Origin of the sequence: Stenotrophomonas sp. RIT-551 (genome assembly GCF_026241915.1) — a bacterium.
GTDB classification, from domain to species: Bacteria; Pseudomonadota; Gammaproteobacteria; order Xanthomonadales; family Xanthomonadaceae; genus Stenotrophomonas; species Stenotrophomonas bentonitica_A.
In genome coordinates this window covers 47,170-72,042 of record NZ_JAPJIU010000013.1, presented here as the reverse complement: position 1 = coordinate 72,042, position 24,873 = coordinate 47,170, and the positions used below count along the sequence as shown (strand labels likewise).

Annotated in this window: 24 protein-coding genes; 15 read left to right on the top strand and 9 right to left on the bottom strand. The window is 67.6% G+C overall.

Going from position 1 to position 24,873, the window contains the following annotated elements:
• Positions 1–14 precede the first annotated feature (14 nt).
• Complete coding sequence (gene tldD, locus ORK51_RS14655; RefSeq protein WP_019182613.1) at positions 15–1,460, top strand: metalloprotease TldD; 1,446 nt, start codon at positions 15–17, stop codon at positions 1,458–1,460.
• Between the two features lie 78 nt (positions 1,461–1,538).
• Here the strand turns inward: tldD and yjgA are convergent, their stop codons facing one another.
• Complete coding sequence (gene yjgA / locus ORK51_RS14650; protein ID WP_266085403.1) at positions 1,539–2,153, bottom strand: ribosome biogenesis factor YjgA; 615 nt, start codon at positions 2,151–2,153, stop codon at positions 1,539–1,541.
• Between the two features lie 68 nt (positions 2,154–2,221).
• Between yjgA and pmbA the strand changes: the two genes are divergently transcribed.
• Both pmbA and ORK51_RS14640 read left to right on the top strand, forming a co-directional pair.
• On the top strand, positions 2,222–3,589 hold the full coding sequence (pmbA, locus tag ORK51_RS14645; protein WP_019182615.1) for a metalloprotease PmbA: 1,368 nt from the start codon (positions 2,222–2,224) through the stop codon (positions 3,587–3,589).
• Positions 3,590–3,667: 78 nt separating this feature from the next.
• Positions 3,668–4,045 carry a DUF4870 domain-containing protein gene (locus ORK51_RS14640; protein WP_019182616.1) on the top strand — a complete coding sequence of 126 codons (378 nt, stop codon included), beginning with the start codon at positions 3,668–3,670 and terminating at the stop codon, positions 4,043–4,045.
• Between the two features lie 102 nt (positions 4,046–4,147).
• Here the strand turns inward: ORK51_RS14640 and ORK51_RS14635 are convergent, their stop codons facing one another.
• From ORK51_RS14635 to ORK51_RS14615, 5 genes are all read right to left on the bottom strand, one after another.
• A complete protein-coding gene (locus tag ORK51_RS14635; protein WP_266085398.1) occupies positions 4,148–5,026 on the bottom strand; it encodes a polyprenyl synthetase family protein in 879 nt (292 codons plus the stop codon).
• On the bottom strand, positions 5,016–5,276 hold the full coding sequence (locus tag ORK51_RS14630; RefSeq protein WP_019182618.1) for an exodeoxyribonuclease VII small subunit: 261 nt from the start codon (positions 5,274–5,276) through the stop codon (positions 5,016–5,018). The genes ORK51_RS14635 and ORK51_RS14630 overlap by 11 nt, the downstream gene beginning before the upstream one ends.
• A gap of 36 nt (positions 5,277–5,312) precedes the next feature.
• Positions 5,313–6,602 (bottom strand): tRNA lysidine(34) synthetase TilS, encoded by a 1,290-nt coding sequence (tilS, locus tag ORK51_RS14625; protein WP_266085396.1) that lies wholly within the window; start codon positions 6,600–6,602, stop codon positions 5,313–5,315.
• 64 nt (positions 6,603–6,666) lie between these two features.
• Positions 6,667–7,245 carry a WG repeat-containing protein gene (locus ORK51_RS14620; protein WP_266085394.1) on the bottom strand — a complete coding sequence of 193 codons (579 nt, stop codon included), beginning with the start codon at positions 7,243–7,245 and terminating at the stop codon, positions 6,667–6,669.
• Positions 7,245–8,957: an alkaline phosphatase gene (locus tag ORK51_RS14615; protein WP_019182621.1), complete on the bottom strand. Its 1,713-nt coding sequence runs from the start codon at positions 8,955–8,957 to the stop codon at positions 7,245–7,247. The genes ORK51_RS14620 and ORK51_RS14615 overlap by 1 nt, the downstream gene beginning before the upstream one ends.
• Before the next feature lie 149 nt (positions 8,958–9,106).
• Here ORK51_RS14615 and ORK51_RS14610 point away from each other — a divergent pair, with 149 nt between their 5' ends.
• The 7 genes from ORK51_RS14610 (at position 9,107) to ORK51_RS14580 (ending at position 16,760) form a co-directional block, all read left to right on the top strand.
• On the top strand, positions 9,107–10,435 hold the full coding sequence (locus ORK51_RS14610) for a dicarboxylate/amino acid:cation symporter (RefSeq protein ID WP_266085391.1): 1,329 nt from the start codon (positions 9,107–9,109) through the stop codon (positions 10,433–10,435).
• Between the two features lie 654 nt (positions 10,436–11,089).
• The gene (locus ORK51_RS14605; RefSeq protein ID WP_266085389.1) at positions 11,090–11,620 is read left to right on the top strand and encodes a FapA family amyloid fibril periplasmic chaperone; all 531 of its coding nucleotides are present in this window, start codon (positions 11,090–11,092) and stop codon (positions 11,618–11,620) included.
• Positions 11,617–12,255 carry a FapB/FapC family functional amyloid domain-containing protein gene (locus tag ORK51_RS14600; protein ID WP_266085387.1) on the top strand — a complete coding sequence of 213 codons (639 nt, stop codon included), beginning with the start codon at positions 11,617–11,619 and terminating at the stop codon, positions 12,253–12,255. Before ORK51_RS14605 ends, ORK51_RS14600 begins: the two co-directional genes overlap by 4 nt.
• Positions 12,256–12,299: 44 nt before the next feature.
• Entirely contained in the window at positions 12,300–13,778 is a 1,479-nt protein-coding gene (locus tag ORK51_RS14595) for a FapB/FapC family functional amyloid domain-containing protein (RefSeq protein ID WP_429000684.1), read from the top strand.
• A 147-nt stretch (positions 13,779–13,925) separates the two neighbouring features.
• Positions 13,926–14,621 carry a C39 family peptidase gene (locus tag ORK51_RS14590; protein ID WP_266085451.1) on the top strand — a complete coding sequence of 232 codons (696 nt, stop codon included), beginning with the start codon at positions 13,926–13,928 and terminating at the stop codon, positions 14,619–14,621.
• 9 nt (positions 14,622–14,630) lie between these two features.
• The gene (locus ORK51_RS14585; protein WP_070425615.1) at positions 14,631–15,395 is read left to right on the top strand and encodes a hypothetical protein; all 765 of its coding nucleotides are present in this window, start codon (positions 14,631–14,633) and stop codon (positions 15,393–15,395) included.
• 48 nt (positions 15,396–15,443) lie between these two features.
• Positions 15,444–16,760, top strand: a complete 1,317-nt coding sequence (locus ORK51_RS14580) for a hypothetical protein (protein WP_019182628.1) — start codon at positions 15,444–15,446, stop codon at positions 16,758–16,760.
• A 31-nt stretch (positions 16,761–16,791) separates the two neighbouring features.
• On the opposite strand, the gene ORK51_RS14575 is transcribed toward ORK51_RS14580, so the two are convergent.
• The 3 genes from ORK51_RS14575 to ORK51_RS14565 form a co-directional block, all read right to left on the bottom strand.
• Positions 16,792–18,129, bottom strand: a complete 1,338-nt coding sequence (locus tag ORK51_RS14575; RefSeq protein WP_266085382.1) for a sigma-54 interaction domain-containing protein — start codon at positions 18,127–18,129, stop codon at positions 16,792–16,794.
• A gap of 246 nt (positions 18,130–18,375) precedes the next feature.
• Positions 18,376–19,152 (bottom strand): C40 family peptidase, encoded by a 777-nt coding sequence (locus ORK51_RS14570; RefSeq protein ID WP_429000683.1) that lies wholly within the window; start codon positions 19,150–19,152, stop codon positions 18,376–18,378.
• 131 nt (positions 19,153–19,283) lie between these two features.
• Complete coding sequence (locus tag ORK51_RS14565) at positions 19,284–19,823, bottom strand: C40 family peptidase (RefSeq protein WP_070425614.1); 540 nt, start codon at positions 19,821–19,823, stop codon at positions 19,284–19,286.
• Between the two features lie 111 nt (positions 19,824–19,934).
• On the opposite strand from ORK51_RS14565, the gene ORK51_RS14560 reads away from it, so the two are divergent.
• The 5 genes from ORK51_RS14560 to ORK51_RS14540 all read left to right on the top strand — a co-directional run bounded on the left by ORK51_RS14560 (position 19,935) and on the right by ORK51_RS14540 (position 24,795).
• Positions 19,935–20,414 (top strand): FKBP-type peptidyl-prolyl cis-trans isomerase, encoded by a 480-nt coding sequence (locus tag ORK51_RS14560; RefSeq protein ID WP_019182632.1) that lies wholly within the window; start codon positions 19,935–19,937, stop codon positions 20,412–20,414.
• Between the two features lie 83 nt (positions 20,415–20,497).
• A complete protein-coding gene (locus tag ORK51_RS14555) occupies positions 20,498–21,745 on the top strand; it encodes a DUF418 domain-containing protein (RefSeq protein ID WP_266085378.1) in 1,248 nt (415 codons plus the stop codon).
• A 154-nt stretch (positions 21,746–21,899) separates the two neighbouring features.
• Positions 21,900–23,255 carry a glutathione-disulfide reductase gene (gene gorA / locus ORK51_RS14550; protein WP_070425612.1) on the top strand — a complete coding sequence of 452 codons (1,356 nt, stop codon included), beginning with the start codon at positions 21,900–21,902 and terminating at the stop codon, positions 23,253–23,255.
• 260 nt (positions 23,256–23,515) lie between these two features.
• Positions 23,516–24,436: a DMT family transporter gene (locus ORK51_RS14545; protein WP_026069690.1), complete on the top strand. Its 921-nt coding sequence runs from the start codon at positions 23,516–23,518 to the stop codon at positions 24,434–24,436.
• 11 nt (positions 24,437–24,447) lie between these two features.
• A complete protein-coding gene (locus tag ORK51_RS14540; protein WP_266085447.1) occupies positions 24,448–24,795 on the top strand; it encodes an MGMT family protein in 348 nt (115 codons plus the stop codon).
• The last annotated feature ends 78 nt before the right edge of the window (positions 24,796–24,873 follow it).

The window sequence follows — 24,873 nt, the reverse complement described above, 5'->3', positions numbered from 1 at the left end:
ATAGATCAAAGAGCATGAACAACAACGCACTTTCGCTGGCCACCGACCGTCTGCTGCTGCCCGCCGGGCTGGATGCGGGCGGTCTGGAACGCACGTTCGGCACCCTGCTGGGGCCGGGCATCGATTTCGGGGATCTCTATTTCCAGCACGCGCGCCGCGAGAGCTGGAGCGTGGAGGATGGCATCGTCAAGGACGGTGCGCATTCGATCGAACAGGGCGTGGGCGTGCGCGCCATCGCCGGTGAAAAGACCGGTTTCGCCTATTCCGATGACATCCACAGCGATGCGCTGCTGGCCGCCGCCCAGTCGGCCCGCGCGATTTCCCGCGAGGGCGGGGCGCAGTCGGCCCGCTCGCTGGTGCGTGGCAGCGGCCGCGCGCTGTACCCGGCGCTGGACCCCATCGATGGCATGGGCAACGAGGCCAAGGTCGAGATGCTCAAGCGCCTGGACCGCTACCTGCGCGCCGCCGACCCGCGCGTGCAGCAGGTGATGGTCAGCCTCTCCGGGGGTGTGGACACGGTGCTGATCGCACGCAGCGATGGCGTGCTTGCCGCCGACATCCGCCCGCTGGTGCGGTTGAACGTGCAGGTGATCGTCGAGCAGCACGGCCGTCGCGAATCCGGTTACTCCGGCGGCGGCGGCCGCTACAGCTATGAAGAGCTGTTCGCCGAGGGGCGCCCGGAGGGCTTCGCCCGCGAGGCGCTGCGCCAGGCACTGGTGAACCTGGAGGCGATCCCGGCCCCGGCCGGCGTGATGACCGTGGTGCTCGGCCCGGGCTGGCCCGGCGTGCTGCTGCACGAAGCGGTCGGCCACGGCCTGGAAGGCGACTTCAACCGCAAGGGCACCAGCGTCTACGCCGGCCGGATCGGCGAGCGCGTGGCCGCGCCGGGCGTGACCATCGTCGACGACGGCACCCTGGACGGGCGCCGCGGCTCGTTGAACATCGATGACGAAGGCCACCCGACCCAGTGCACCACGCTGATCGAAGACGGCATCCTGGTCGGCTACATGCAGGACTCGCTCAACGCGCGCCTGATGGGCGTGGCGCCGACCGGCAACGGCCGCCGTGAGTCGTTCGCGCACATGACCATGCCGCGCATGACCAACACCTACATGCGTGCCGGCCAGCACGATCCGGAAGAGATGATCCGCTCGGTCAAGCGTGGCCTGTACGCGGTCAACTTCGGTGGCGGCCAGGTCGACATCACCAGCGGCAAGTACGTGTTCTCGGCCACCGAGGCCTACCTGATCGAAGACGGAAAAATCACCGCGCCGGTGAAGGGCGCGACCCTGATCGGCAATGGCCCGGAAACCATGCAGAAAGTGCGCATGATCGGCAACGATCTGGCCCTGGACGAAGGCGTGGGCATCTGCGGCAAGGATGGCCAGAGCGTGCCGGTCGGCGTGGGCCAGCCGTCCCTGCTGATCGATGGCATCACCGTGGGCGGCACCCAGGCCTGAGCCGGGATGCGTGCCCTCGTGCTGCCCGACGACGCGGCCGCCAGCCTGGTACTGGCGGTGCCGCGTGAGCGCCGGGGCTCAGTCCTCGGCGTTCTCGTCGCCGTCGGTATCGGTATCGACCGCGTCGTCCAGGTCATCGTCGGACGAGGCGTTCACGCCCTCCAGGCCGAGCGCGGCCGGCAGCAGCAGCGTACGCAGCACCTGGAAGATCTCCCGGTAGGCGCGCGGCGGCTTGTTCTTGGCCTTCTCTGCCTGGGCGTTGCGCACCAGCGTGCGCAGCTCCTGGCGGTCGGCATGCGGGTACTCATCCAGCAGCGCACCCAGCGCCTTGTCGCCGTCCTTGAGCAGGCGCTCGCGCCAGTCTTCAACGCGGTGCATGGTGGCCACTTCACGGCGCGAGGTCTCGCTGTTGGCATCCAGCGCCTTGCGGATCGCATCCAGCACGGCGTCGTCTTCGCGGCGCATGTGCTTGGCCAGGAACGCCAGCTGGCGCTTGTGGGCGATATGAGCGGTGATGCGCTTGGCCTCGGCGATGTGCGGCAGCAGGTCTTCGGGCACCGGCAGGCGCGCCAGCTGGGCCGGGGTCAGCGAGACCAGCTTCTCGCCCAGGGCCAGCACGTCCAGCGCAGCCCGGCGGTTCTGGCTGCGGCTGATATCAAGGAATTCACCGGTTTCTTCGTCGCGTCCGCGCATCGTCTTATTTCCACATCCGTAAACTGTGCCGGCGTCGCGCCGGGCACTCACCTGTACAGGATAAAGCATTGAACGTGATCTCCCCTGAAGTCTCCCCGGCCGACGACAGCCTGCAGCGCCTGGAGCAGCTGGCCGACATCTCCCAGCGCCTGCTGGAGCGGGCCAAAGCCCTGGGCGCCACCCAGGCCGAGGTCAGCTGCAGCGATGAGCGCGGGCTGGATGTGAACGTGCGCCTGGGCGAGGTCGAAACGGTCGAGTCCACCCGTGACCGCGGCATCGCCGTGACCGTCTACTTCGGCCAGCGCAAGGGCAGTGCCAGTACCGCCGACCTGCGCGAGAGCAGCCTGGAGTCGACCGTGGCCCAGGCCTGCGCGATCGCCCGTCACACCGAGGACGACGAAGCCGCCGGGCTGGCCGAAGCGGCGCTGATGGCCCGCGAGTTCCCGGATCTGGACGGCTGGCACCCCTGGGAGCTCAGCGCCGATGCGGCGCTGGACTTGGCGCTGGCCTGCGAAGCGGCCGGCCGTGAGGCCGACACCCGCATCAGCAATTCCGACGGTGCCTCCGCCGCGACTGCGCAGAGCCTGTCGGTGTATGCCAACTCGCATGGCTTCATCGGCCGCGAGCGCAGCAGCCACCACTCGATCGGCTGCGCGCTGATCGCGGGCCAGGGCGATGGCATGCAGCGCGATGGCTGGTACAGCAGCGCCCTGGCCCGGGAAGACCTGGATGATGCCGCCTCGATCGGCCGCCGCGCCGCCGAGCGCACCGTCGCCCGCCTGGAGCCGCGCTCGATGACCACCGCGCAGATGCCGGTGCTGTATTCGCCGGAGGTGGCCCGCTCGCTGATCGGACATCTGCTCGGCGCCGTCTCTGGCGGCGCGCTGTACCGCCGCGCCAGCTTCCTGCTCGACAGCGTTGGCACCCGGCTGTTCCCGGCGTGGTTCGGCATTGAGGAACTGCCGCTGCTGCGCCGCGGGCTGCGTTCGGCCGCCTTCGACGGCGATGGCGTGGCCACGCGCAATTCGGCGCTGATCCGCGATGGCGTGCTGGAGCGTTACATCCTGGGCAGCTATTCGGCGCGCAAGCTGGGGCTGCCGACCACCGCCAACGCCGGTGGCGTGCACAACCTCAAGGTCACCGCCAACGCGGACGATCTGGTCTCGATCGCCCGGCAGATGGGCAATGGCCTGCTGGTCACCGAACTGATGGGGCAGGGCGTCAACAGCGTGACCGGTGATTATTCGCGCGGCGCCGGCGGGTTCCGCGTGGAGAACGGCGAGATCAGCTACCCGGTGGACGGCATCACCATCGCCGGCAACCTCAAAGAGATGTTCGCCAGCATCGAAGCGGTGGGTGCCGACATCGACACCCGCTCGCACGTGCACACCGGTTCGATCCTTGTAGGACGAATGACCGTTGCCGGTAACGATTGACGTATTCTATTGGGGCTGCCCTGGCAGGCGGGGAGCCTGCCGCGTGCAATACCCATTACCTCGAACAAGGAGTTTCACGTGAGCGATTTCGACAACGTCACCACCCCGCCGCCGCCGGTGAGCGCCCCGGCACCGGCCGATCAGCGCACCATGGCGCTGGTGGCCCACCTGCTGGGCATCTTCACCTGGTTCCTCGGCCCGCTGATCATCTGGCTGATCAACAAGGACGACAGCAGCAAGCGCTTCGTCACCGACCAGGCCAAGGAAGCGCTGAACTTCCAGATCACCATCACCATCGCGATGCTGATCTGCATCGTGCTGACCATCGTCATCATCGGCGGCCTGCTGGCGCCGATCGTCGGCCTGCTCAACGTGATCTTCTGCATCATCGCAGCGGTCAAGGCCAACAACGGCGAAGCCTACCGTTATCCGTTCGCCCTGCGCCTGATCAAGTAACCGATCCGCAGCGCTGGAACGAAAAACGCCCGGGATTCCCGGGCGTTTTTCTGTGTCATGGCGTTGTGCAACCACGCCATGCGTGGCTGCCGGCACGGTCGCTCAATGATCCCGCTCAACCGCCAGCGTCGCCAGCGCACGCAGTGCATCTGCCGGCTCGCCATACCCGGCCAGGCCATCGAACATCTGCTCGCTCAGCGTGCGCAGATGCGCCTTCGCCCCGTCCATGCCGAGCAGTGCCGGGAAGGTCGACTTGGCCTGTGCCTCGTCCTTGCCGGCGGTCTTGCCGAGCTGTTCAGAACTGGCTTCGACATCGAGGATGTCATCGCGCACCTGGAACGCCAGACCGAGCGCCGAGGCGACCGTATCCAGTGTTGCCAGATCGGCGGCGGGTGCCTGGCCACACAGCGCGCCCATGCGCACCGCCGCGCGGATCAGTGCGCCGGTCTTGAGCGCGTGCATGCGCTCAAGATCCTGCAGCGGCTGTTGATGACCGGTGGCGTCGATATCCAGCGCCTGGCCGCCGCACATGCCGGCGGCACCGGAGGCGTGGGCCAGCGTCTGCAGACAGGCCACGCGCAGTGACGCGGGCAGCGGCGCATCGGCGATCAGGCCGAACGCGCGCGTCTGCAGGGCATCACCGGCGAGGATCGCGGTGGCTTCATCAAAGGCGATGTGCGTGGTCGGGCGGCCGCGACGCAGGGCGTCATCGTCCATCGCCGGCAGATCGTCATGCACCAGCGAATACGCGTGGATCAGCTCCACCGCCATCGCCGGCGCGTCCAGTGCGTTCTCGTCGGCGCCGAAAATCCGGCCGCCGGCATACACCAGCAGCGGGCGCATGCGCTTGCCGCCCCCGAGCACCGCATAGCGCATCGCCTGGTGCAGTCCACGCGGGGCATCGGACGGGGAGGGCAGGCTGGCGTCGAGCTGGCTTTCGATCCGGTCGCGCCAACGCGCGAACGTGGCCTCAACCGTCATGGCTGGGCGGGTCGAATGGCACCGCGGTGTCGGGCTGGGCCGGATCGCTGAGCAGGCGCACGCGCAGTTCGGCCTGTTCCAGCGCCTGCTGGCACTGGCGGTACAGGCCGACGCCACGTTCGTAGGCGCTGAGCGATTGCTCCAGGCTCATTTCGCCGGTTTCCATCTTCTCCACCAGCTGCTCCAGCTCTTCCAGCGACTGCTCGAAGTGGGCGACCGGGGAGGTTTCATTGGGGGACTTCTTTGCCATGTGCCAAGTGTGGGCTGCTGGCCGGGCGGGGTCAATTCAGGCCGCGCCGGGTATCCACTGCAACTGCGCGTGATGGGCCAGCAGCCATGGTTGCAGGGCGGCACCGATGACCCGGTCACCGGCGGCCAGCAATGTGTCCTCGTCGAACAGCAGCGGCAACTGGCGGCGCTGCCACGGCGGCAGGCCCTGCTGCTGCAGCAGGTCCTTGAGCGCATGGGAATGCGTGCGCCCGGGCAGCTGGATGCGCTCGCCGCCGCGGCGTGCGCGGATCTGCACCGGGCTATCGAAACCGGCGTCCGTGCCAAGCAGGCGCAGCTCGCCACCGTCTGGCAATGCCAGCGGCGCGCGGCCATCCCAGTGCACGCTCCAGTCGGCCGGCAAGGCCAGGCTGGCCGAGAGCAGGTGCAGTTGCCCGCGCCAGCGGCGGATGCGTGCCCCCTGCCAGGCGAACTGCGCATCGGCGTGGTGGGCAGCCGGGAGCAGCTCGCGTTCGACCGCCTCCACGCCCGCGGCCGGCAGCGGCGGCAGGCCACTGCCGCGCACCCAGTGCCGCAGCAACCGGGCGCGGCGCTCGATCGGCTGGCGCAGCAGCCGCGCGCAGTCGATCACACCGGGGCCGACGCTGCAGCGTTCCAATGCGTCGCGGTCGGCACTGTCGAGCAGGTGCTGGGACTGCGCGCACAAGGCGGCACTCCGGGCGAATGCTGCATCGGCCTGCGGCCAGCGCTGGCGCAGTTGCGGCAGCACGTGCAGCCGCAGGAAGTTGCGATCGGCGTCATCGCTGGCATTGCTGGGATCTTCGATCCACTCCAGCCCCTCGGCCTGCGCATGTGCGCGCAACGCACTGCGCGGAACCTCCAGCAAGGGCCGCCACACGGTGCCGGCGCCAAACGCGCTGGTGACCTGCATGGAGGCCAACCCATCCACGCCGGAGCCGCGCAGCGCACGCATCAGGAAGGTCTCGGCCTGGTCATCGCGGTGATGGGCCAGGGCCAGGTGTTCACCCGGCAGCAGCTGCGAAGCGAACGCCTCACGGCGCGCATGCCGCGCGGCGGCTTCCAGGCCTTGTCCCTGGTGACGCGGCACCTGCACGCGGATCACCCGCAGCGGGATGTTCCAGCGCGCACAGAGCTGCGTGCAGTGCACGGTCCAGGCGTCAGCCTGTTCCTGCAGGCCGTGATGGATATGCACGGCGCGCAGGCCGGCCGTCCGCTGTGCCGGCGAGGTGGCCAGCCAGTGAAGCAGGACGGTGGAATCGAGCCCACCGCTGAAGCCGACCAGCACAGGGTGGACGACAGAGGGCGGTGGCGGCAGCAGGGAGGTCATGGGAAGTGCGATCTCAGGCAGACCGGCAGTATCGGTGCTGCGTGGCGACGTTGCCACGCGGGAATCACGGTGTGCCGGCATCCATCGCCGGGCGCCCCTGCCGATCGATGCGATACCAGGTGCCGCCAACCATCGCAATGTGGCCGTGGTCGTCCGGCGTGCCCGGACGGCAGCCTTCGCAGACGCGGGCCACCCCGTCATCAAAGGCCCAGCCAAAATCGAACGTGCCCGGAAATGCTTGGCGCAGCTGGGTATCGAAGTAGCCGATGCGCTGCCCGACACGCCCACGGACCATCCCCTCCACAACGTAGTCCGGGCCGTTGTCGAAGGTGATCACCGGCAACTGACGGCCATCGGCACGGACGTAGTGGAATCCACCGCCGGCGTAGACCGCTGCCAGCCCGTCCTGATCGTAGGACAGCGACGCCAGGGACGCCGCGTCGAGTTCCAGATGCCCATCGAGCCACTGGCAACCGGGCAGCGGCTGCAGCCCATCCTCCTGGGTCAGGGCGGTGCAGCCGGTGTCGGTACCGGTGCCGGTGCCGGCGGCCAAGGCCAGCGGCGATGCGAACAGACCGGCCACCAGCAGCAGGGGCCGCGCGAGGCGGCCCCTGTTTGCTGCATTGCGAAGCAGTCGATGCATTACTTGCTGTCGCCCGCTTGGCGCTCGAACGCGGTCGGCTTGGGCAACTCGACCGGCACGCCCCTGGCATCGCAGGTGCCGGCTTCGCACAGGCGCTGGCGCAGGCGCGGGGTGGCCTGCACGATCATGTGGTAGATCGCGTTCTGCTCCATCGTGCCGCGGACCGCCTTGCTGCCCGGGCCACGTGCCCAGATGCCGACGTCTTCGCCGCCATGCGATTCGCTCTTGGCCGGGACCAGCGCTTCCTGCATGTAATCGGGATGCTCGGTATCCACCGCGGTCAGGTCCGGCCGACCCGTGGTCGGATCGAAGCTGCTCGGGTTGTGCGGGTAGCGCTTCGGGCCGACCGGCTGCTGGTTGGTGGCACCGGTGTAGCCCGGGCCGTTGGCGTAGGTCAGCGTGGTGTACGGCAGGCCGAGGCCGTCGCGGGCCAGGTCCAGCTTGCCGGCACCGTCTTCGCCCCCCTTGTCCTTGACCTTGCCCAGGATCGGGTTGCCACGGGCCGGGTAACCAACGAAGTTCAGTGTGTGGGAGTGATCGGCGGTGACGATGATCAACGTGTCCTGGTCGGAAGTCGCCTCGACCGCGGCGCGCACCGCATCGGACAGCGCCACCGTATCGGTCAGCGCCCGGTAGGCGTTGCCGCTGTGGTTGGCGTGATCGATGCGCGCGCCCTCGATCATCAGCACATAGCCTTCCTGATGGCGCGACAGATTGGCGATCGCCGCCTTGGTCAGCTCGGCCAGGCTCGGCTCACCGGCCGGGTCGTCCTTGCGCTCGGCTTCGTAGCGCATGTGGTCCGGCTCGAACAGGCCCAGGATGGCCGGCGCATTGGCCGCCGCCTGCAGCTGCCTGGCGTTCCACACGTACGCGCCCTGCGGGTGCGCCTGCTGCCATTCGGTCACCAGGCTGCGCCCGTCCAGGCGCTGGCCGACCTTGTCGTCGTACTCGGGATCGCGCTCTTCCACCGTGGTGAACTCACCGCGGCCGCCGCCGAGGGCGACCAGCGGGCCGCGCCCGAAGCGCGAGGTCGACAGCAGCTGCTGGGCGATGTCACGGCAGCCGGCCGCCTTGGCCTCTTCCGGCACATCGGTGTCGTTCTCCCAGTTGCGCTCCGGCGAGTGCGCGTAGGTCGCTGCCGGGGTGGCATGGGTCAGGCGGGCGGTAGAGACCACGCCGGTCGCCATGCCGGCACTGTCGGCCAGCTGCAGCCAGGTCAGCAGGCCCTTGTCGAGGCTGTCGGCGCAGTCATTGCGGGTGCCCGCGCTGACGCCGATCGCGCCCATGTGGGTCTTCACGCCGGTGGTGATCGCGGTCATGGTGCCCGCCGAATCCGGCGTCTGCGAATCGGTGTTGTAGGTCTTGCTGAACGCCGTCGCCGGGAAGCGCTCCCAGGAAAGCAGGTTCTCCTCGCCCGGGTGCCCGTTGCGCTGCCCCTCGAAGATGCGCGCTGCCGCCACCGTGGTCAGGCTCATGCCGTCGCCCAGGAACAGGATGACGTTCTTGGCCTTGCCGTCCATCGCACCGGTGCTGGCCGCCCGTGCCGCGCCGCTGCGGTACCACCACTGCGGCGTCTCCCCGGCAGGGTGGGCAATGGCCGGCACATCGACCTGGACCGCGCCGGCAGAGGCGCTGGAGGAGGGAGCGGTACTGGCGCAGGCGCCGAGCAGCAGGGTGGTGACGGCAGCCACCAGGGGCGTGAAACGGAACATGGATGAATGAATCTCACATGTGAAACGGGCGTTCATTATGCAGAACGCCGCAAGGCACGCCGATGACACGCTGATTTTCCGTCCACGCCTCGTTCCGCGGCCCGGCTTGGGCTAAGGTGCCTAGCTGTCAAATCATCTCTGGAACGCACATGAAGCTGGTCTCTGCCTGGCTGCGGATCCCCTTCTGGCAACGGGTCCTCGGCGGCTTCGTGCTGGGCGCACTGGCCGGCTGGCTGCTCGGCCCGGCGGCCGAAACCTGGTTCGGCCCCCTCGGCGATCTCTACGTTACCCTGATCAAGATGATCGCGGTGCCGCTGGTGTTCTTCGCCGTGATCAACGCCATTTCCTCGCTGCACGGGCAGAAGTCCGTGGCGGCACTCGGCGGGCGCACCTTCCTGTGGTTCATCATCACCGCGGCCCTGGCCGTGTGCGTGGGGCTGGGCGTGGGCACCCTCATGCAGCCGGGCAGCGGCGCGCTCAGCCTGAGCATGGACCACAGCTACACCCCGCGCGAAGTACCCAGCGTGATCAAGGTGCTGATGGATGTCGTGCCCTCCAACGTGTTCTACGCGTTGACCGGCATCGGCACCCGCGTCAACGCGGCCGGTGAAACCGTCCTGGCCGCCGGCCGCGGTTCGATCCTGCCGGTGATCTTCTTCGCCGGCCTGCTCGGCTTCGCCATGGTCAAGCTGGGCGACAAGGTCAGCGAAGCACGCAAGCTGACCGGCCAGATGAGCGACATCATGATCCAGGTGACCCGCTTCGTGCTGGAGATCACCCCGCTGGGCACCTTCGGCCTGATCGCCGGCCTGGTCGGCAGCTATGGCTTCGAGAAACTGCTGCCGCTCGGCAATTTCGTCCTGGCCCTGTACATCGCCTGCGCGCTGCACATCGTGGTGGTCTACGGCAGCCTCCTGCTCATGCACGGCCTGAACCCGCTGAAATTCTTGCGCGGCGCTGCCCCGGGCATGCAGGTGGCCTTCGTCAGCTCCTCCAGCTTCGCGGCCATGCCGGCCGCGATGCGCTCGATCACCCACAACCTCGGCGTCAACAAGGACTACGCCTCCTTCGCCGTTCCCCTGGGTGCCAGCATCAAGATGGACGGCTGCGGCGCGATCTATCCCGCCCTGTGCGCCGTCTTCATCGCCCAGTACACCGGCGTTCCGCTCACCCTCGAGCAGTACATCGTCGTGCTGATCGCCTCGGTCCTGGGCAGCTTCGGCACCGCCGGCGTCCCCGGCACCGCGGTGGTCATGGCCACCGTCGTGCTGAGCGCGGCCAACCTGCCACTGGAAACCATCGGCTACCTCTACGCGATCGACCGCATCCTGGACATGATGCGCACCATGACCAACGTTACCGGCCAGATGCTGGTCCCGGTGATCGTTGCCAAGGAAACCGGCCTGCTCGACCGCGCGGTCTACGACAACCCATCCACCAACCTGGGTGTGGACGAAGGCGAAGAACGAACGTCCTGATGCAGGCACGAACGCAGCACCCAAAGACCGGCGAGAGCCGGTCTTTTTTTTCCGCTTTGGGTGTCCGCGAGCGTCACGCCCCGAAGCGACCGGCAGGCCCCTCGGCAAATGTCCCCCGGCCGCCGCCTGGCGGCGACGGCCTCCTCCTTGATTTTGCCCAGGAGCCTACCGGCCGCTTCGGGGCTCGTTCGCGGTGGTAGGCGTACTGCAAACATGTGCTTGCTGAGGGGGGCGCCAGTGGCTGGACACGCTGGGCCTCGCTGCGCTTGTGGGCGAAATCAAGGAGGAGGGGACGGCCGCAGGCCGGCACCGGGGGACATTCGCCGACAAGCGTAGCGAGGCCCAGCGCTCGACACACCGGCCGCCCCCGCCAGTGAACAGTTGAAGCGTTGCGCGCGCCAGGCAACCACCCTGAATCCGCACCGTAAACCCCTGTATCACCCGGTGTAACACCCGTGATACACCCGCACCGCGTCTACCTGTCAGCAACGCGTGATCACCGCACCGACCCATTCATTCGCCCAAATGCCAACGCCCCTGTAACAGCAATGTTGCGTGCGATTAAGCCGAACCGCACGGAAAGCTAGGAAGCACGGGCGTTCGGAACTTGGCACGAATGCTGCTCCATCCCTCCGCATGTCATCGGAGGTCGCCATGGACAGCGTTGCCGCACACCGCATACGACACACCACACTCTGGCTGCTCGCCGTTGCACTCATCGTGCCGGCCGCCGCCAACGCCTCCGGCGCACGCCAGGGCGTCAAGGCCCAGCCCGGCGAAATCGTCCTCCTGCGTGACGTCTCCGCACGACCGGCCTATCGCCCCGCACCTCCGGGCATGGCCCTCATCGCAGACCCCTCGCCGCGCCGCGAAATCGGCCACGCCCTCGGCACCTCCACCGGCATGGATGAACTCAGCGACGACGATTACGCCTCGCTCGGCTCCAACACCGGCGCCGGCATTCCGCGCAACGCCACCACCATCGAGCGCGTCACCGGGCATACCGTCAACGGCACGCTCGGCAAGGTCACCGACAGCGGCATGCTGTCCAGCGGCCAGTTCAGCAACACCATCGGCGGCCCCATGGGCGCGGTCGGCAACGCGACCCGCGGCATAGGCGACCAGGTGCGCGGCGCGCTCGCCCAGTTCCCGCTCGGCCAGCCTGCGGGCGGGCCCGGCAAATGAATACCGTCCTGCGCACCGCACTGCTCACGGGCCTGATGCTCGCGCCGTTGGCCGCGCATGCCCAGCAGGGCAACGACTACGCCGCGATGCTGTCCTATCTCAACCAGAGCCGCATCGACGGCCGCACCCTGGCCGGCGCCGATGGCGCCATGACCGTCAACATGGCCGCCGGTGATCTCAACCAGCAGGCCAACCTGATGGGCATCGCCAACGGCCGCAACGCCCACATCAACGTCCATGCGCGCCAGCAGCAGTCCAACAACCTCAGCATCAGCGACACCGCCATGGACGCCAGCGCCACGATCGGCGGCCAGGCACTGAACGGCGCCAGCGGCGTCGCATCGATCAACCAGGCCAGCGGCAATGGCAACGCGACGCTCAACGTCGTCACCGCCACGCTGGCGCAACAGGGCATACGCGAAACGAACGACGAGGCCTTGGCCGCGTCGGGCGCGCTCGCGTCAGCAGGGGGGCAGGGGGCCGTCAACAGCGGTCGGTCGGCCGGAACTCGCAGGGTGGCGGTCGAAGCCTCCGCACTGCAGGGATTCGACGGCGTCCTGCAACTCAATCAGATCGCGGGATCCGGCAACGCCACCGCAAACCAACTGAGCATTTCGGTGCAGTCCACCCCGTGAGTAGTCACATCCACCCGATTGTCTGTGATGAGAGAGAGGGCACCATGAACACCAACATGAAACGGACCGTACTGGCCATCGCCGTCGCCGCTGCATCCGCCTCCGCCGGCGCCAATGGCTGGGGCAATGACCGCGACAACCAGAACCAGAGCGCCAACATCAACCACCTGCACAACGTGGCTGAAACGCGCACCAACACCAACACCGATACCAACACCGAAACCAATACCACCACCAACACCGATACCGATTCGCGCACCTGGAACCGGACCTGGAACAACACCCGCAACAACAACAGCACCACCAACACCACCATCAACGACAACGTGACGAGCAATACCAACGTCACCAGCAACCGCAACGTGACCAGCAACCGCAACGTCACCGAGAACGTCAACAAGAACAGCAACATCCAGGCTGACGAGCGCCAGGAAAAGAACAACCACGGCGTCGACGTCAACATTGAAAAGGACCTGCGCCTGAGCTCGGACATCAGCTTCTCGGGTGATCCGGAAATCACCGGCTCGATCGACATCGATTCGGCCGCCATCGCCGTCATCGACAACCGCCAGTCGGTCACCAACAATCTGGCCGGCAACAGCCTGGTGACCAACAGCGCCTCGATCGCCGACGACGTCGGTGCCGATGCCTCCGGCAACCTGGGCTTCAACGTTGCTGCCGGTGACAACAACGCGCAGGACAACGCCGCTTCGCTGTCCGCCGCCGATGCCTCCTTCAGCTTCGGCATGGCCGATGCGGAAGTCTTCGTCAACCAGTTCGGCGGTGGCAACACCACGATCAACTCCGGCGTGACCAACGCTGCGGGCCTGGGTGGCAATGCCTTCAGCGGTGCGTCCGGCAACATCGGCGCCAACGTCGCTTCCGGCAACAACAACGAGCAGAAGAACGCGCTCGCCGCATCGGTCGCCACCAGCGCCTATGCGACCTCGAGCATCAGCTCCAACCAGGTGTCCTCCGGCAACACCGTCAGCAACGCCGGCTACCTGCAGTCGATGACCGACACCGTGGACGTGAACCTGAGTGGTCGCGTCGCCGGCGCCACGTTGGCAGTGGGGGCGGGCCGTTACAGCGGCACGGGTAGTGCCTACCAGAAAGACAACTACTACCTGGACAGCTGGAGCGGCGCGCTGGATCACCCGAGCGGCAGCGCGAACGGTCACATCGATCTGGATAGCGATATCCAGAATGCCACCGCCAACCCGAATCGTCCGGGCGTGGGCGGCATTGCCTTCGATACCGATGAGCGCGGCACCAGCCAGTTCGTCGAACTGGGCGTGGCCGATCTCTACGCGAGCCTGAGCGGCACCGTCTCCACCACCCGCTGGGTGAACGTGGATGCGACCAACACCGCGGCGTTGTCCGGCAGTGCGTTCTCCGGCGCCTCCGGCAACATCGGGGTGAACGTGGCCTCCGGTACCGGCAACCTGCAGGCCAACAGCCTGGCCCTGGCGGTTGCGCAGCCCTCCACCGGCGGCGGTGGCGGCGGCGGTCCGGAACAGTAAGAAGGTTGTCCGTTTTCGCAGGCAGTATGCGTTGAGCGCAACAAACCCGGTCATCCGCCAATGACCGGGCTCCCCGGGAGCCCCTGTCCCTTCTCCCCCTTGGGGCAGGGGCTCCTTCCTGAGCCGGAGTAGACCATGTCCACACGTATGCGCACCTGGATGCTGGCCTGGGCACTGTCGATGATGATGCCCATCGGCCTGGTGCGGGCCGGCGACATCGGCTTCAGCGGGGTGCTGCCCAACGGGGCGGTGCTCACCCAGCGCGTGGAGAGCATGCAGGAACGGCGCTTCCGCAACGTGGTAAGGCAACACACCGATTACAGCTGTGGCGCGGCAGCCCTGGCCACGATCCTGCGCTACGCCTACCACCTGGAGGCGGATGAGGGCACGGTGATCGAAGGGATGATGGGGGTCTCGGATCCACAACTGGTCCACCAGCGCGGGTTCTCGCTGCTGGACATCAAGCGTTATGTCGAATCGATGGGCATGCGTGGACGCGGCTACCGCGTCAATGAAGAGCGCCTGCGCTCACTGCGCGTGCCCGGGCTGGTGCTGATGGATGTGCGGGGCTTCCGCCATTTCGTGGTCCTCAAGCAGGTCCGTGGCGATGTGGTGGATGTGGCCGACCCGATCCTGGGCAACCGCAGCATTCCCGTCAGCGAATTTCTCCAGGCGTGGCCGTCGCGCGCCGTGTTTGTCGTGATCGGCAGTGACTTCGATCGCAACACGGTGCTGCTGCAGCCCGGTGAACGGCCGAGTGCCCGTTCGCTGTACGCCAGGCAGGGACCGATCACCGACGCCGAACTGGTCGATTTCGGATTCACCCATGCCGATCTGTTTTAAGGAGGCAACATGAACATCGCAACCTGGACGCCCGGCATCGTGCTGCTTGCCCTGCTGGGCATCGCACCGGCACATGCCGACGACAGCCGGCCCGGCAAGGGATTGAGCGAAATCCCCGATCCGGAATTGAACCTCATGCGTGGGCGCTACACCGTTGGTGGCAACACCGTGGCGTGGTTCGGGGTCACCATGGTCTCGCAATGGCAGACCGCCGGTGGGCAGTCGGCACAGAGCGCGCTGAAGCTGGGCATGGACTTCAGCCACGGCGGCAACACGCCGAAGATCAGCTTCGCGCCCAGCGTGAGTGTCACCGCTGCGGATGCGCCACTGCCGGTGACACCCGGGCGCAGCGTGGACGCCAGCGGCCTGCAGAACGTGGCCGGCCTGAGCCAGAGCATCCAGGTCGCCGGTGACGGCAACCTGGCCAGCAACGCCACCCAGCTGACGGTGCGCGATGGCACCGCGCCAACGCCCACCGGCGAAGGCGTGAACCTGGCCACCGTGCAACAGGGCGGGGTCAGTGCACTGGCTCAACTGGAAGGCAACACGGCCAAGGTGCAGTTGCAGATCGAGGGTGTCGGCGCGGTCCAGCAGTGGATCCGCAACGGCAGCGTCGGGCAGAGCATCGCGCTGGGCAGTGATGGGCAATCGGTCACCAACCGGCTGCAGATCGACCTTGTCAGGCAGTCAATGGCCAACAACGTGCCGCTCAACCAGAACGTGGCGCAGGCGATGACGCTGGTACGCGGGGTAGGCATGGGGCCGGGCCAGTGATCCATCGGCACGGCAGGGGGAGCGTCAACACAACAGTGGGCCAAGGCAATGCACACGATGATCCGCGCAACACCGCTGGCGCTGGCGGCGCTGGCACTGATGGCGGCTGCGTCCGCCCAGGCGCAGGCGCAACAGCCTGCGCCGGTTGACGAGGCCGACGTCAAGGCACTGATGGCGCAGCTGGAAAGCCTCAAGGCCAACTACGCGCAGGAAGTACGTCGCCTGCGCGAACTGGACATGCAGGTGCAGGCCATGCAGGCACGGCTGACCGGCAAGACCGCGCCGGTGGCCTCCAGCGCGCCTCCCCCGCAGCAGGCCCTGCCGGCGGGCACCCCGGCCGCACCGGCCAGTGCCGATGGCTATGCCAGCTCGGCGGCCGAAGCGCAGCAGGCCAAGCAGGAGTCGCGGCGCAGCGTGGATGATGTCAAACAGCAGCAGGCCGCACTCTTCAGCCGCCGCTTCACGATTGAAAACAGCCTTTCCTACGCCCGCTACGACCGCAAGCAGCTCAGCCTCAACGGCTTCCTGGCGCTGGATGCGATCTTCCTCGGCAACATCGCCATCGAGAACGTGGAGTCGGACACGCTGACCTACAACCTGGCCGCGCGCTGGGGCATCAGTCCGCGCCTGACCTTGAACCTGGACGTGCCGTACCTGGCGCGCAAGACGGTGTTCCAGAAGGGCGGTGCCGGTGGCTCGGCCGCGGCCATCGCGCAGGAAGAGACCACGGGCAACGGCATCGGCGACGTTGGCCTGAGCGCCAACTACCGGCTGTTCGCCGAGCGCGGGCGGCTTCCCGAAACCGTGCTCACCGTGGGCGCGACCGCGCCGACCGGGCGGGCGCCGTACGGGCTGGACTGGAAGGTGCTCGAGCGCGATGACGATGACTTCATCCGCTTTGCCGTGCCCGAGCAGCAACCGACCGGCAACGGCGTGTGGCAGGCCAACGTCGGCCTGTCGGCCGTGAAGACCGCCGACCCGGCGATCCTGTTCGCCAACATCGGCTACATCCATTCCTTCCCGCGCAGCTTCGATGACATTGATGCCAACCCGGACACCACCAATCCGGGCGACGTGAAGCTTGGAGGCTCCTATTACTTCGGCGCCGGCGTGGCGTTCGCGTTCAATGAGCGCACCAGCCTGAGCATCTCCTTCAGTGACAAGCTGAGCGCGCGTGCCTCCACGCGCTACAAGAACGGGCAGTGGTTGAAGGTGATCGGCAGCGACGCCAATGCAGGCACGCTCAACCTGGGCATCACCTATGCGCTCAACCAGAAAACCACCCTGGTCAGCCTGCTGGGTATCGGCCTGACCCCGGATGCACCGGACTTCACCCTGGCCTTCAAAGTGCCGTACAGCCTGTGAGCGCGCCCGCTCACTCGCTGCGCCGTGCGGCTCAACGCAGTTCGGGCAGCGCGAGCTGGTGCTTGCGGCACAACCGGTAGACCGTCACCCGCGAGACCTGCATGTGACGGGCGCAGGCGGTGACGTTGAAATCGTGCTGGCGCAGTGCATGCAGCAGCGTTTCGCGTTCGGCGATCTGCTTTGCGCCGTGCAGGCCGCGTTCGGTGCTGGCCAGCAGCGGCTGACTCAACTCCAGGTCCGCCGCCGTGATCAGCTCGGCATCGCTGACGATCGCCGCACGCTGCACCCGATTGAGCAGCTCGCGCACGTTGCCCGGCCAGCCGAAGCGTTCGAGCGCCTGCACTGCCTCGGCCGTGAAGCCGCGCGCGCGGGTGACATGGCGATGCCGGAAGCTGCTGAGGAAATGGTGGGCGAGCAGTGCGATATCACTGCCGCGCTCACGAAGCGGCGGCAACGGCAGGCGCAGCACATTGAGCCGATAGAACAGGTCGCGACGGAAATGGCCTTGTTCGACCGCCTTCTCCAGATCCACGTGCGTGGCCGCGAGCACGCGCACATCGACCTCCAGCGGCCGGTTGCTGCCGACGCGTTCGACCGTGCCTTCCTGCAGCACCCGCAGCAGGTTGGTCTGCGCATCCAGCGGCAGGTCGCCGATCTCGTCCAGGAACACGGTGCCGCCACTGGCCGATTCGAACAGGCCCAGGCGCCGCGTCGCCGCACCGGTGAAGGCGCCGCGCTCATGGCCGAACAGTTCGGACTGGACCAGCGCAGCCGGAATGGCGCCGCAGTTCACTGCCAGGAACGGGCGCGCATGCCGTGCCGACAGCGCATGCAGCGCCTGGGCGGCGAGTTCCTTGCCGGTCCCGGTCTCGCCGGTGATGAGCACCGGCAGGTCCACCGGCGCGTACTTGCGGATGGCCGCACGGGTGACCTGCAGCACCGCGCTGTCGCCGATCAGGGACTGCGGGCCGTGGGCGGCGGGCAGGGATTCGGCGCCGGCCAGCTGCTGCAGCCGCTGCACGACGCGCGGCAGGTCGATCGGGGCGGCATAGGTATCCACGCACGCCGCCAGCAGCGCATCGAGCACCGGCGAGCAGCGCAGCGGCGCAGCAGGCAACAGCGCCAGCAGGCTCATGTGGCGGTGATCGACCAGCAATTGCTGCAGGTGGGCCAGGTTGGCCGGCACCACCGTGCGCAGGTCCAGAAGGCCGACCACCTGGTCGCTGCCGCGCATGCCGATCCCGGCGCATTGTTCGGGGGCCACGCTGCGGACCTGCCAGCCGGCCGCAGCCAGCGTCGCCCGTTCAAGCGCGAGGGGTTGCCCAAACCAGATCACACACCGGGCAGGAAAATCGGGGACAGCCGCCATGCGTCACCTTGTCGACAGGAATCGCGGGCGGTATCTGCTGCCTGATCGGTTGCCACGGACGTGCCGCCCCACGTCCGGGTCCGTCCCCCGCCGCAGCACGTGTGCGCCGGGCGCGTCGTCGGTCGGGAAAAAGACCGTGACAGAGAAGGGAACGCGGGTTGGGGCGGTCAGCGGCCACTGCCGCGGCCCAACGAAAAAGGCCGCTGCAGGGCAGCGGCCTTCGATCCGGTGGTCCCGCAGGGCGGGTCAGAGGTCGACGCGGCGGGCCTGCATGAACTTGCCACCCCAGTAGCCGCTGACCAGGCTGTCCACACGGACATCCTTGCCGGTGCTCGGGGCGTGCAGGAAGCGGCCTTCACCCACATAGATGCCGACATGGTCCACACGGCCCTTGCGGCCGAAGAACACCAGGTCGCCAGCGGCCAGGGCGTTGCGATCGTTGATCAGCTGGGCGGCGCCGTCATGGGCCATTTCGCGCGAGACACGCGGCAGCTCGACGCCCAGCGCGGTACGGAACACATAGCCGACCAGGCCACTGCAGTCGAAACCGCTGTCCGGCGAGGTGCCGCCCCAACGGTACGGCGTGCCCAGCAGGGTCATCGCACGGCGCAGCAGGGACTGGACCTTGCCGTTTTCGGCGGCGTCGCCGGCCACGGTAACCGCGCCGGTGCTGGCATCGTAATTGGCGAGCAGGCGGCTCAGATCGCCGGCGAACATCGCCGAACGGTCCATGAGGGGGATGGTGTCGTTGGCCGCCAGGTGCGGAAGCAGGGCGGCGAGGGTGGCGCTGGCAGCGGCATCGGCCTTGCTGCGGGCCGGCGCATCAGCCTTGGGCTTGGCCGGCGCGGAGGAATCGGGGGCAACAGTGACAGGGGTTGCAGAAGCTTCGGGGGCGATCGTCGGTGCGGACTGCGCCCAGGCCGGAAGGCTGGCCAGGCAGAGCGCTGCAGCGAGGAAAGCGGGTCGGGCACGTCGCCGGGTTGCGGCGGTCTGGCCTTTGCAAGTCAGGTCGTCTGTCGTCACGCGGCGGTCACTGAATAAAAACGATGGGTGATGATGCCGTGTAAGCGCAGTGATTAGGTACAAATTCCGTTAATTTTTCGTTTACAACTATGTGATTTGCGTCACAAATTTGTACCTTACCCCTGTTCAGCTTAGTTAAGGACGCGTTTCGCGCCGGTGTAGTGGTCCTTCCAATAGGGGCCACCGAGCGAGTCCAGCCTTACCGTGCCCCCGGTGCTCGGGGCATGCACGAAGCGCCCTTCACCCACATAGATCCCGACATGGAAGACGTTGCCCCTGTCGCCGAAAAACACCAGATCGCCCGGTGCCAGTCGTTTGGGGTCGATCTTCGGCCCCTGCACCGCGGCCAGATCGCGCGAGGTCCGCGGCAGGCGCAGGTCGAGCATTTCCCGGTACACATACGCGACCAGGCCGCTGCAGTCGAAACCGGATTCGGGGGTGTTGCCGCCATAGCGGTAGGGCGTGCCGACCAGTCCGATCGCGCGCATCAGCACCGAGTTGGCGGCCTGCGGGTCGTTGGGGGTGACGCTGGGCCAGACCTGGGCCGGGGCGGGCGGCGGGGCCGGGCGGGTGGTCTTGCCGCCGCCGCAGGCGCTCAGCAGGGCGATGATCGCCAGCAGGGCCACGTGGCCGGGCAGGCGGGTCAGGCGCGAAACTGGCGTCATGTGCATGTTGTCCGGATAATGCGCGACCTTAGAAGGCCGTCATGATGGCGGCGTATCCGGCAGGCCACAACCCGCCTCACCCGTCTGCCCTCGGCAGTCTCCAGACCAGAGTTGCGCATGAAGATCGAAAAAGACCGCGTCGTCCGTTTCCATTACACCGTCGCCGAGCAGGGCCAGGAGCCGATCGAGAGCTCCAGGGACCGTGATCCGCTGGCGATCCTGATCGGCCACGGCAACATCATCCCCGGCCTGGAAAACGCCATGATGGACAAGGAAGCCGGCGCCACCTTCGAGGTGGACGTCAAGGCGACCGACGCCTACGGCGAGCGCCGCGAAGGCCTGACCCAGCGCGTGCCCAAGAAGCACTTCGGTACCAGCAAGCTGGTCCCGGGCCAGCAGGTCGTGCTGCAGACCAACTTCGGCCCGCGCGCGGTGACCGTTGAGAAGGTCGGCATGAGCGTGGTCGACGTCGACCTGAACCACCCGATGGCCGGCAAGGACCTGCACTTCAACGTCGAGATCGTCGACGTGCGCGAAGCCAGCAAGGAAGAAATCGAGCACGGCCACGTGCACGGCGACGGCGGCCACCAGCACTGAGTGCTGCGCCCCCTCGTTGATCCAACGGCCCGCTTCGGCGGGCCGTTTTCGTTTCCGGGGCAGGCCGCCGTGCGCACGGCATAATGACGGACCTGGTCAGCGGATTGCCTGTGAACGCAGCTTCTTCTCCTTTGCAGCCGGTGGGCGCGCATGAGCGCATCGCCGTCATCGATATCCTGCGCGGGTTCGCGTTGCTGGGCATCCTGCTGATGAACATGGAGGCGTTCAGCGGTCCGCTGGACCTGTCCTTCACCGGCATCGATCCGCACTGGCAGGGCGCGGACTACTGGGCCGACGCGGCGATCTACGTGCTGGTCCAGGGCAAGTTCTTCACCCTGTTCTCGCTGCTGTTCGGGGCCGGCTTTTCCGTCATGGCGCAGCGCGCCGAAACGGCTGGCCGCGCGTTCGCACCGTTCTATCTGCGCCGCAGCGCCGCCCTGCTGCTGATCGGCCTGTGCCATGCGCTGCTGGTGTGGTCCGGCGACATCCTGGTGATCTACGCGTTGATCTCGCTGCTGTTGCTCGCCTGCCGCGAAGCGCCGCGCAGTTGGCTGCCGGCGATGGGCGCGATCAGCTACCTGGGCGCGGCCGGGCTGGTGCTGGTGCTGGGCGCACTGATGAGTTGGATGGCCAGCATGGAGCACGCGCAGGACCCGCTGCGCGAGGCCATCGCCCAGGCCCAGCGCACGATCGAACTGCAACGGCAGGCGTACGCGCACGGCACGTGGGGCGAGGCCGTCGGCCAACGCCTGCGCGACCTCGGCGCGATGCTCTCGGGCATCTTCGTGATCGGTCCGGAAGTGCTGGGCATGTTCCTGATCGGCAGTTGGTTCGCCCGTAGCGGCGCGCTGGCCGAGCCGGAACGGTTCGCGCGGCTGTATGCGCGGCTGCGCTGGATCGCCCTGCCGGTCGGCCTGGTGTTGATGCTGGGCAGTGCAATCTGGCATCCGTACCAGGCCCCCGGCACGCTGGATCTTGCCGGTGGCGTGGCCTACGCCGTGAGTGCATTGGCCGGGCTGCTGATGTGCCTGGGGTACCTGGCCTGGATCGTGCACTGGCGCGCGCGGCTGCAGTTGCTGGCGGCGATGGGGCGGATGGCGTTGACCCACTACATCGGGCAGTCGCTGGTCTGCACCTGGGTGTTCTATGGATACGGACTGGGCGCGTTCGAGGCGATGCCCCGGCTGTGGCAGATTCCCTTTGCGCTGGCGCTGTTCGCGCTGCAGGTCGGCATCAGCCATGTGTGGCTGCGCTGCTTCCGCTTCGGGCCGCTGGAGTGGATCTGGCGCGCGATGACCTATCTGCAGTGGCCGCCGCTGCGCCGGACCTGACCCCGTCGCGCCCAGCCCCTCACGTCTGGATCGCGGTCGGTCATGGCATGCTGGGAATGCGCATGAGCGGCGGCATCGGCGGTTGATGGCAGAGCTGATCAACTGCCCGCGCGCCGGCGATCGATCCTGCCCCTTACCGAGTTGAGCGATGCCAATGACGACGCAATACGACTATGACCTGATCGTGCTGGGCGGTGGTTCCGGCGGCCTGGCCGCGGCCTTCCGCGCTGCGCAGCATGGGCAGCGGGTGGCGATGCTGGAGCCGGGCGAACTCGGTGGCACCTGTGTCAATGTCGGCTGTGTCCCCAAGAAGGCGATGTGGCTGGCCGCCGATCTGTCTGCACGCATCGGCCTTGCCGCGGCGATGGGATTCGATGTCCCGGTACGCCCCTCGCTGGATTGGAAAGAACTGGTGGTACACCGCCAGGCCTACATCGCCAACATCCATGCCAGCTATCTCAAGCGCCTGGATGAGAACAAGGTGGTGCGCGTGCCGCGCCGTGGTCGGCTGGTCGACGCGCACACCGTGGAATGCAGCGATGGTGTACGCATCAGCGCCGCGCACATCCTGATCGCCACCGGTGCGCATCCGCAGCGCCCGGACATTCCCGGCGCCGAGCTTGGCCTGGTCTCCGATGATTTCTTCAACCTGTGCAGCGCGCCCGAACGCGTCGCGATCGTCGGCGGCGGCTACATCGCCGTCGAGCTGGCCGGGCTGCTGCAGGCCCTTGGCAGCCGCGTGACCCTGCTGGTCCGTGGCGAGCGCCTGCTGGAGCGCTTCGATGCGGAACTCACCGGGCAACTTGCCGAGAATCTGCGCCATCAAGGCGTGCAGGTCCACTTCGGCTACCGCCTGCGCGAGCTGCGCCGTGACGGCGATGCCGTTGTGGCGTTCGGGCACGATGGACCCGCGGATGGCCAATTCGATGCCGTGTTCTTTGCCACCGGCCGGCGCGGCAACAGTGCCGATCTCGGGCTGGAGGCGGTCGGCGTGGTGGTGGGCGACAAGGGCGAGGTCGAGGTCGATGCGTGGCAGACCACCGCGGTACCCAGCGTGCACGCGGTGGGTGACATCGCCGGCAAGGTCGGCCTGACCCCGGTGGCGATCGCCGCGGCGCGCAAGCTGATGGACCGCCTGTTCGGTGGCCAGCCCCAGGCGAAGATGGACTATGAGAACGTGGCCAGCGTGGTGTTCTCGCATCCGGCGCTCGGCGCCGTGGGGCTGAGTGAAGAGGAGGCGTGTGCGAAGTACGGCGACGTGCGCGTGTACCGCAGCAACTTCCGCCCGATGCTGCAGGCGCTGGCCGACGGCACCCAGCGCAGCGTGTTCAAGCTGGTCTGCGTGGGCGAGGAGGAGCGCGTGGTCGGTGTGCACCTGCTGGGCGAATCCGCCGATGAAATCCTGCAGGGATTTGCCCTGGCGGTGAAGATGGGCGTGACCAAGGCCCAGTTCGACGACACCGTGGCGATCCATCCGACCTCGGCAGAAGAAGTCGTACTGATGCGCTGAAAGCGCGCCAGCGGCGTGTCGCCGCCGAAGCCGCGCCCGGGATCCAGGTAGTGCCACGCCATGCGTGGCAACCGCGCACGAAGCGGCACAGCCTTCCGCAGGCGCAGGGTCTGTCGGTCGGCCGAGCCCTTTCCGCCGTTGAAACAGGCTCGGAGCGCCGTTCCTGCAGGGTCTGCCGGCACAAAACACCCGCCGCCAGCATGCGACAATGGCCGCCCCACCTGCTGCCAGCCGCCTCCGTGCGGCTGTTCGCCGTCCTGATGTCGTCACCCGCTTCCTCGCTCCCCACGTCCTCCAGTCGCATCGCCGCCGGCGGCATCGCCTTGGCCGCGATCGGGGCCATTGCCGCCTCGGGCAAGGCGGTCATCGTCAAACTTGCGTACCGGCACGGGGTGGATGCCACCACGCTGCTGGCACTGCGGATGCTGATGGCCTTTCCGTTGTTCGCGGTGCTGGCGGTATGGTCGGCACGGCGCGCGCCGGCGTTGTCCTGGGGCGACCGTGGGCGGGTGGTGTGGCTGGGCTTCACCGGCTACTACCTGTCCAGCCTGCTGGACTTCCAGGGCCTGCAGTACATCAGCGTCACCCTGGAACGGCTGATCCTGTATCTGAACCCGACCCTGGTGCTGCTGATCAGCCTGGTCCTGCTGAAAAAGCGCCCCGGCCGCTGGCAGGTGGCCGCGCTGGTGCTCAGCTACCTCGGCGTACTGCTGGCGTTCGGCCATGACCTGCAGCTGGAAGGCGGGCGCATCGTGCTGGGCAGTGCGCTGGTGTTCGCCAGCGCGCTGAGCTATGCGCTGTATCTGTTCGGCAGCGGCCAGGTGGTGGCGCGGATCGGTGCGATCCGCCTGACCGCCTACGCCAGCTGCGTAGCCTGCGTGCTGTGCGTGCTGCACTTCGCGGTGCTGCACCCGATGTCCGCCCTGGGCCAGGCCCCCCCGCCGGTGTACTGGCTGTCGCTGATCAATGCGACGGTCTGCACGGTGCTGCCCGTGATGGCGATCATGCTGGCGGTGAAGCGGATCGGCTCGTCGCTGGCCGCGCAGGTCGGTATGCTCGGTCCGGTCTCCACCATCGTGATGAGTCTATGGCTGCTCGACGAACCCATGGGAACGTGGCAGATCCTCGGCACGGCCCTGGTCCTGCTCGGCGTGCTGCTGGTCAGCCGGGTCCGCGCGTGAACGCCGCTGCCATGGGCGATGACGCGGCCGCACAGGCACGGGCGCGGATCCTGGCGGTGATCCATGCGATTCCGCGCGGGCAGGTGATGGGCTACGGCCAGGTCGCCGCCAAGGCCGGGCTGCCGGGCAGGGCGCGGCTGACCGCACGCGTGCTCGGCATGAATGACGATCCAGCTCTGCCGTGGCACCGGGTGCTGCGCTCGGACGGCCGCATCGCGATGCCGGAAGGCTCGGCCGGCTGGAAGGAGCAGAGCCAGCGGTTGCGTGCCGAGGGCGTGGTGGTGGAGCGCGGCCGGGTCAAGGGAATGCAGGTGGCCGGTGCCAACGATCTGGATGCCGCCCTGTGGGGACCGGGCTGACGCTGCCTGCGGGTTGAACGCGGGCGCTGGCGCGCAGATCGCAGCGGGGTGCTGCGGCTATGATGGAGGCAGTTCCAA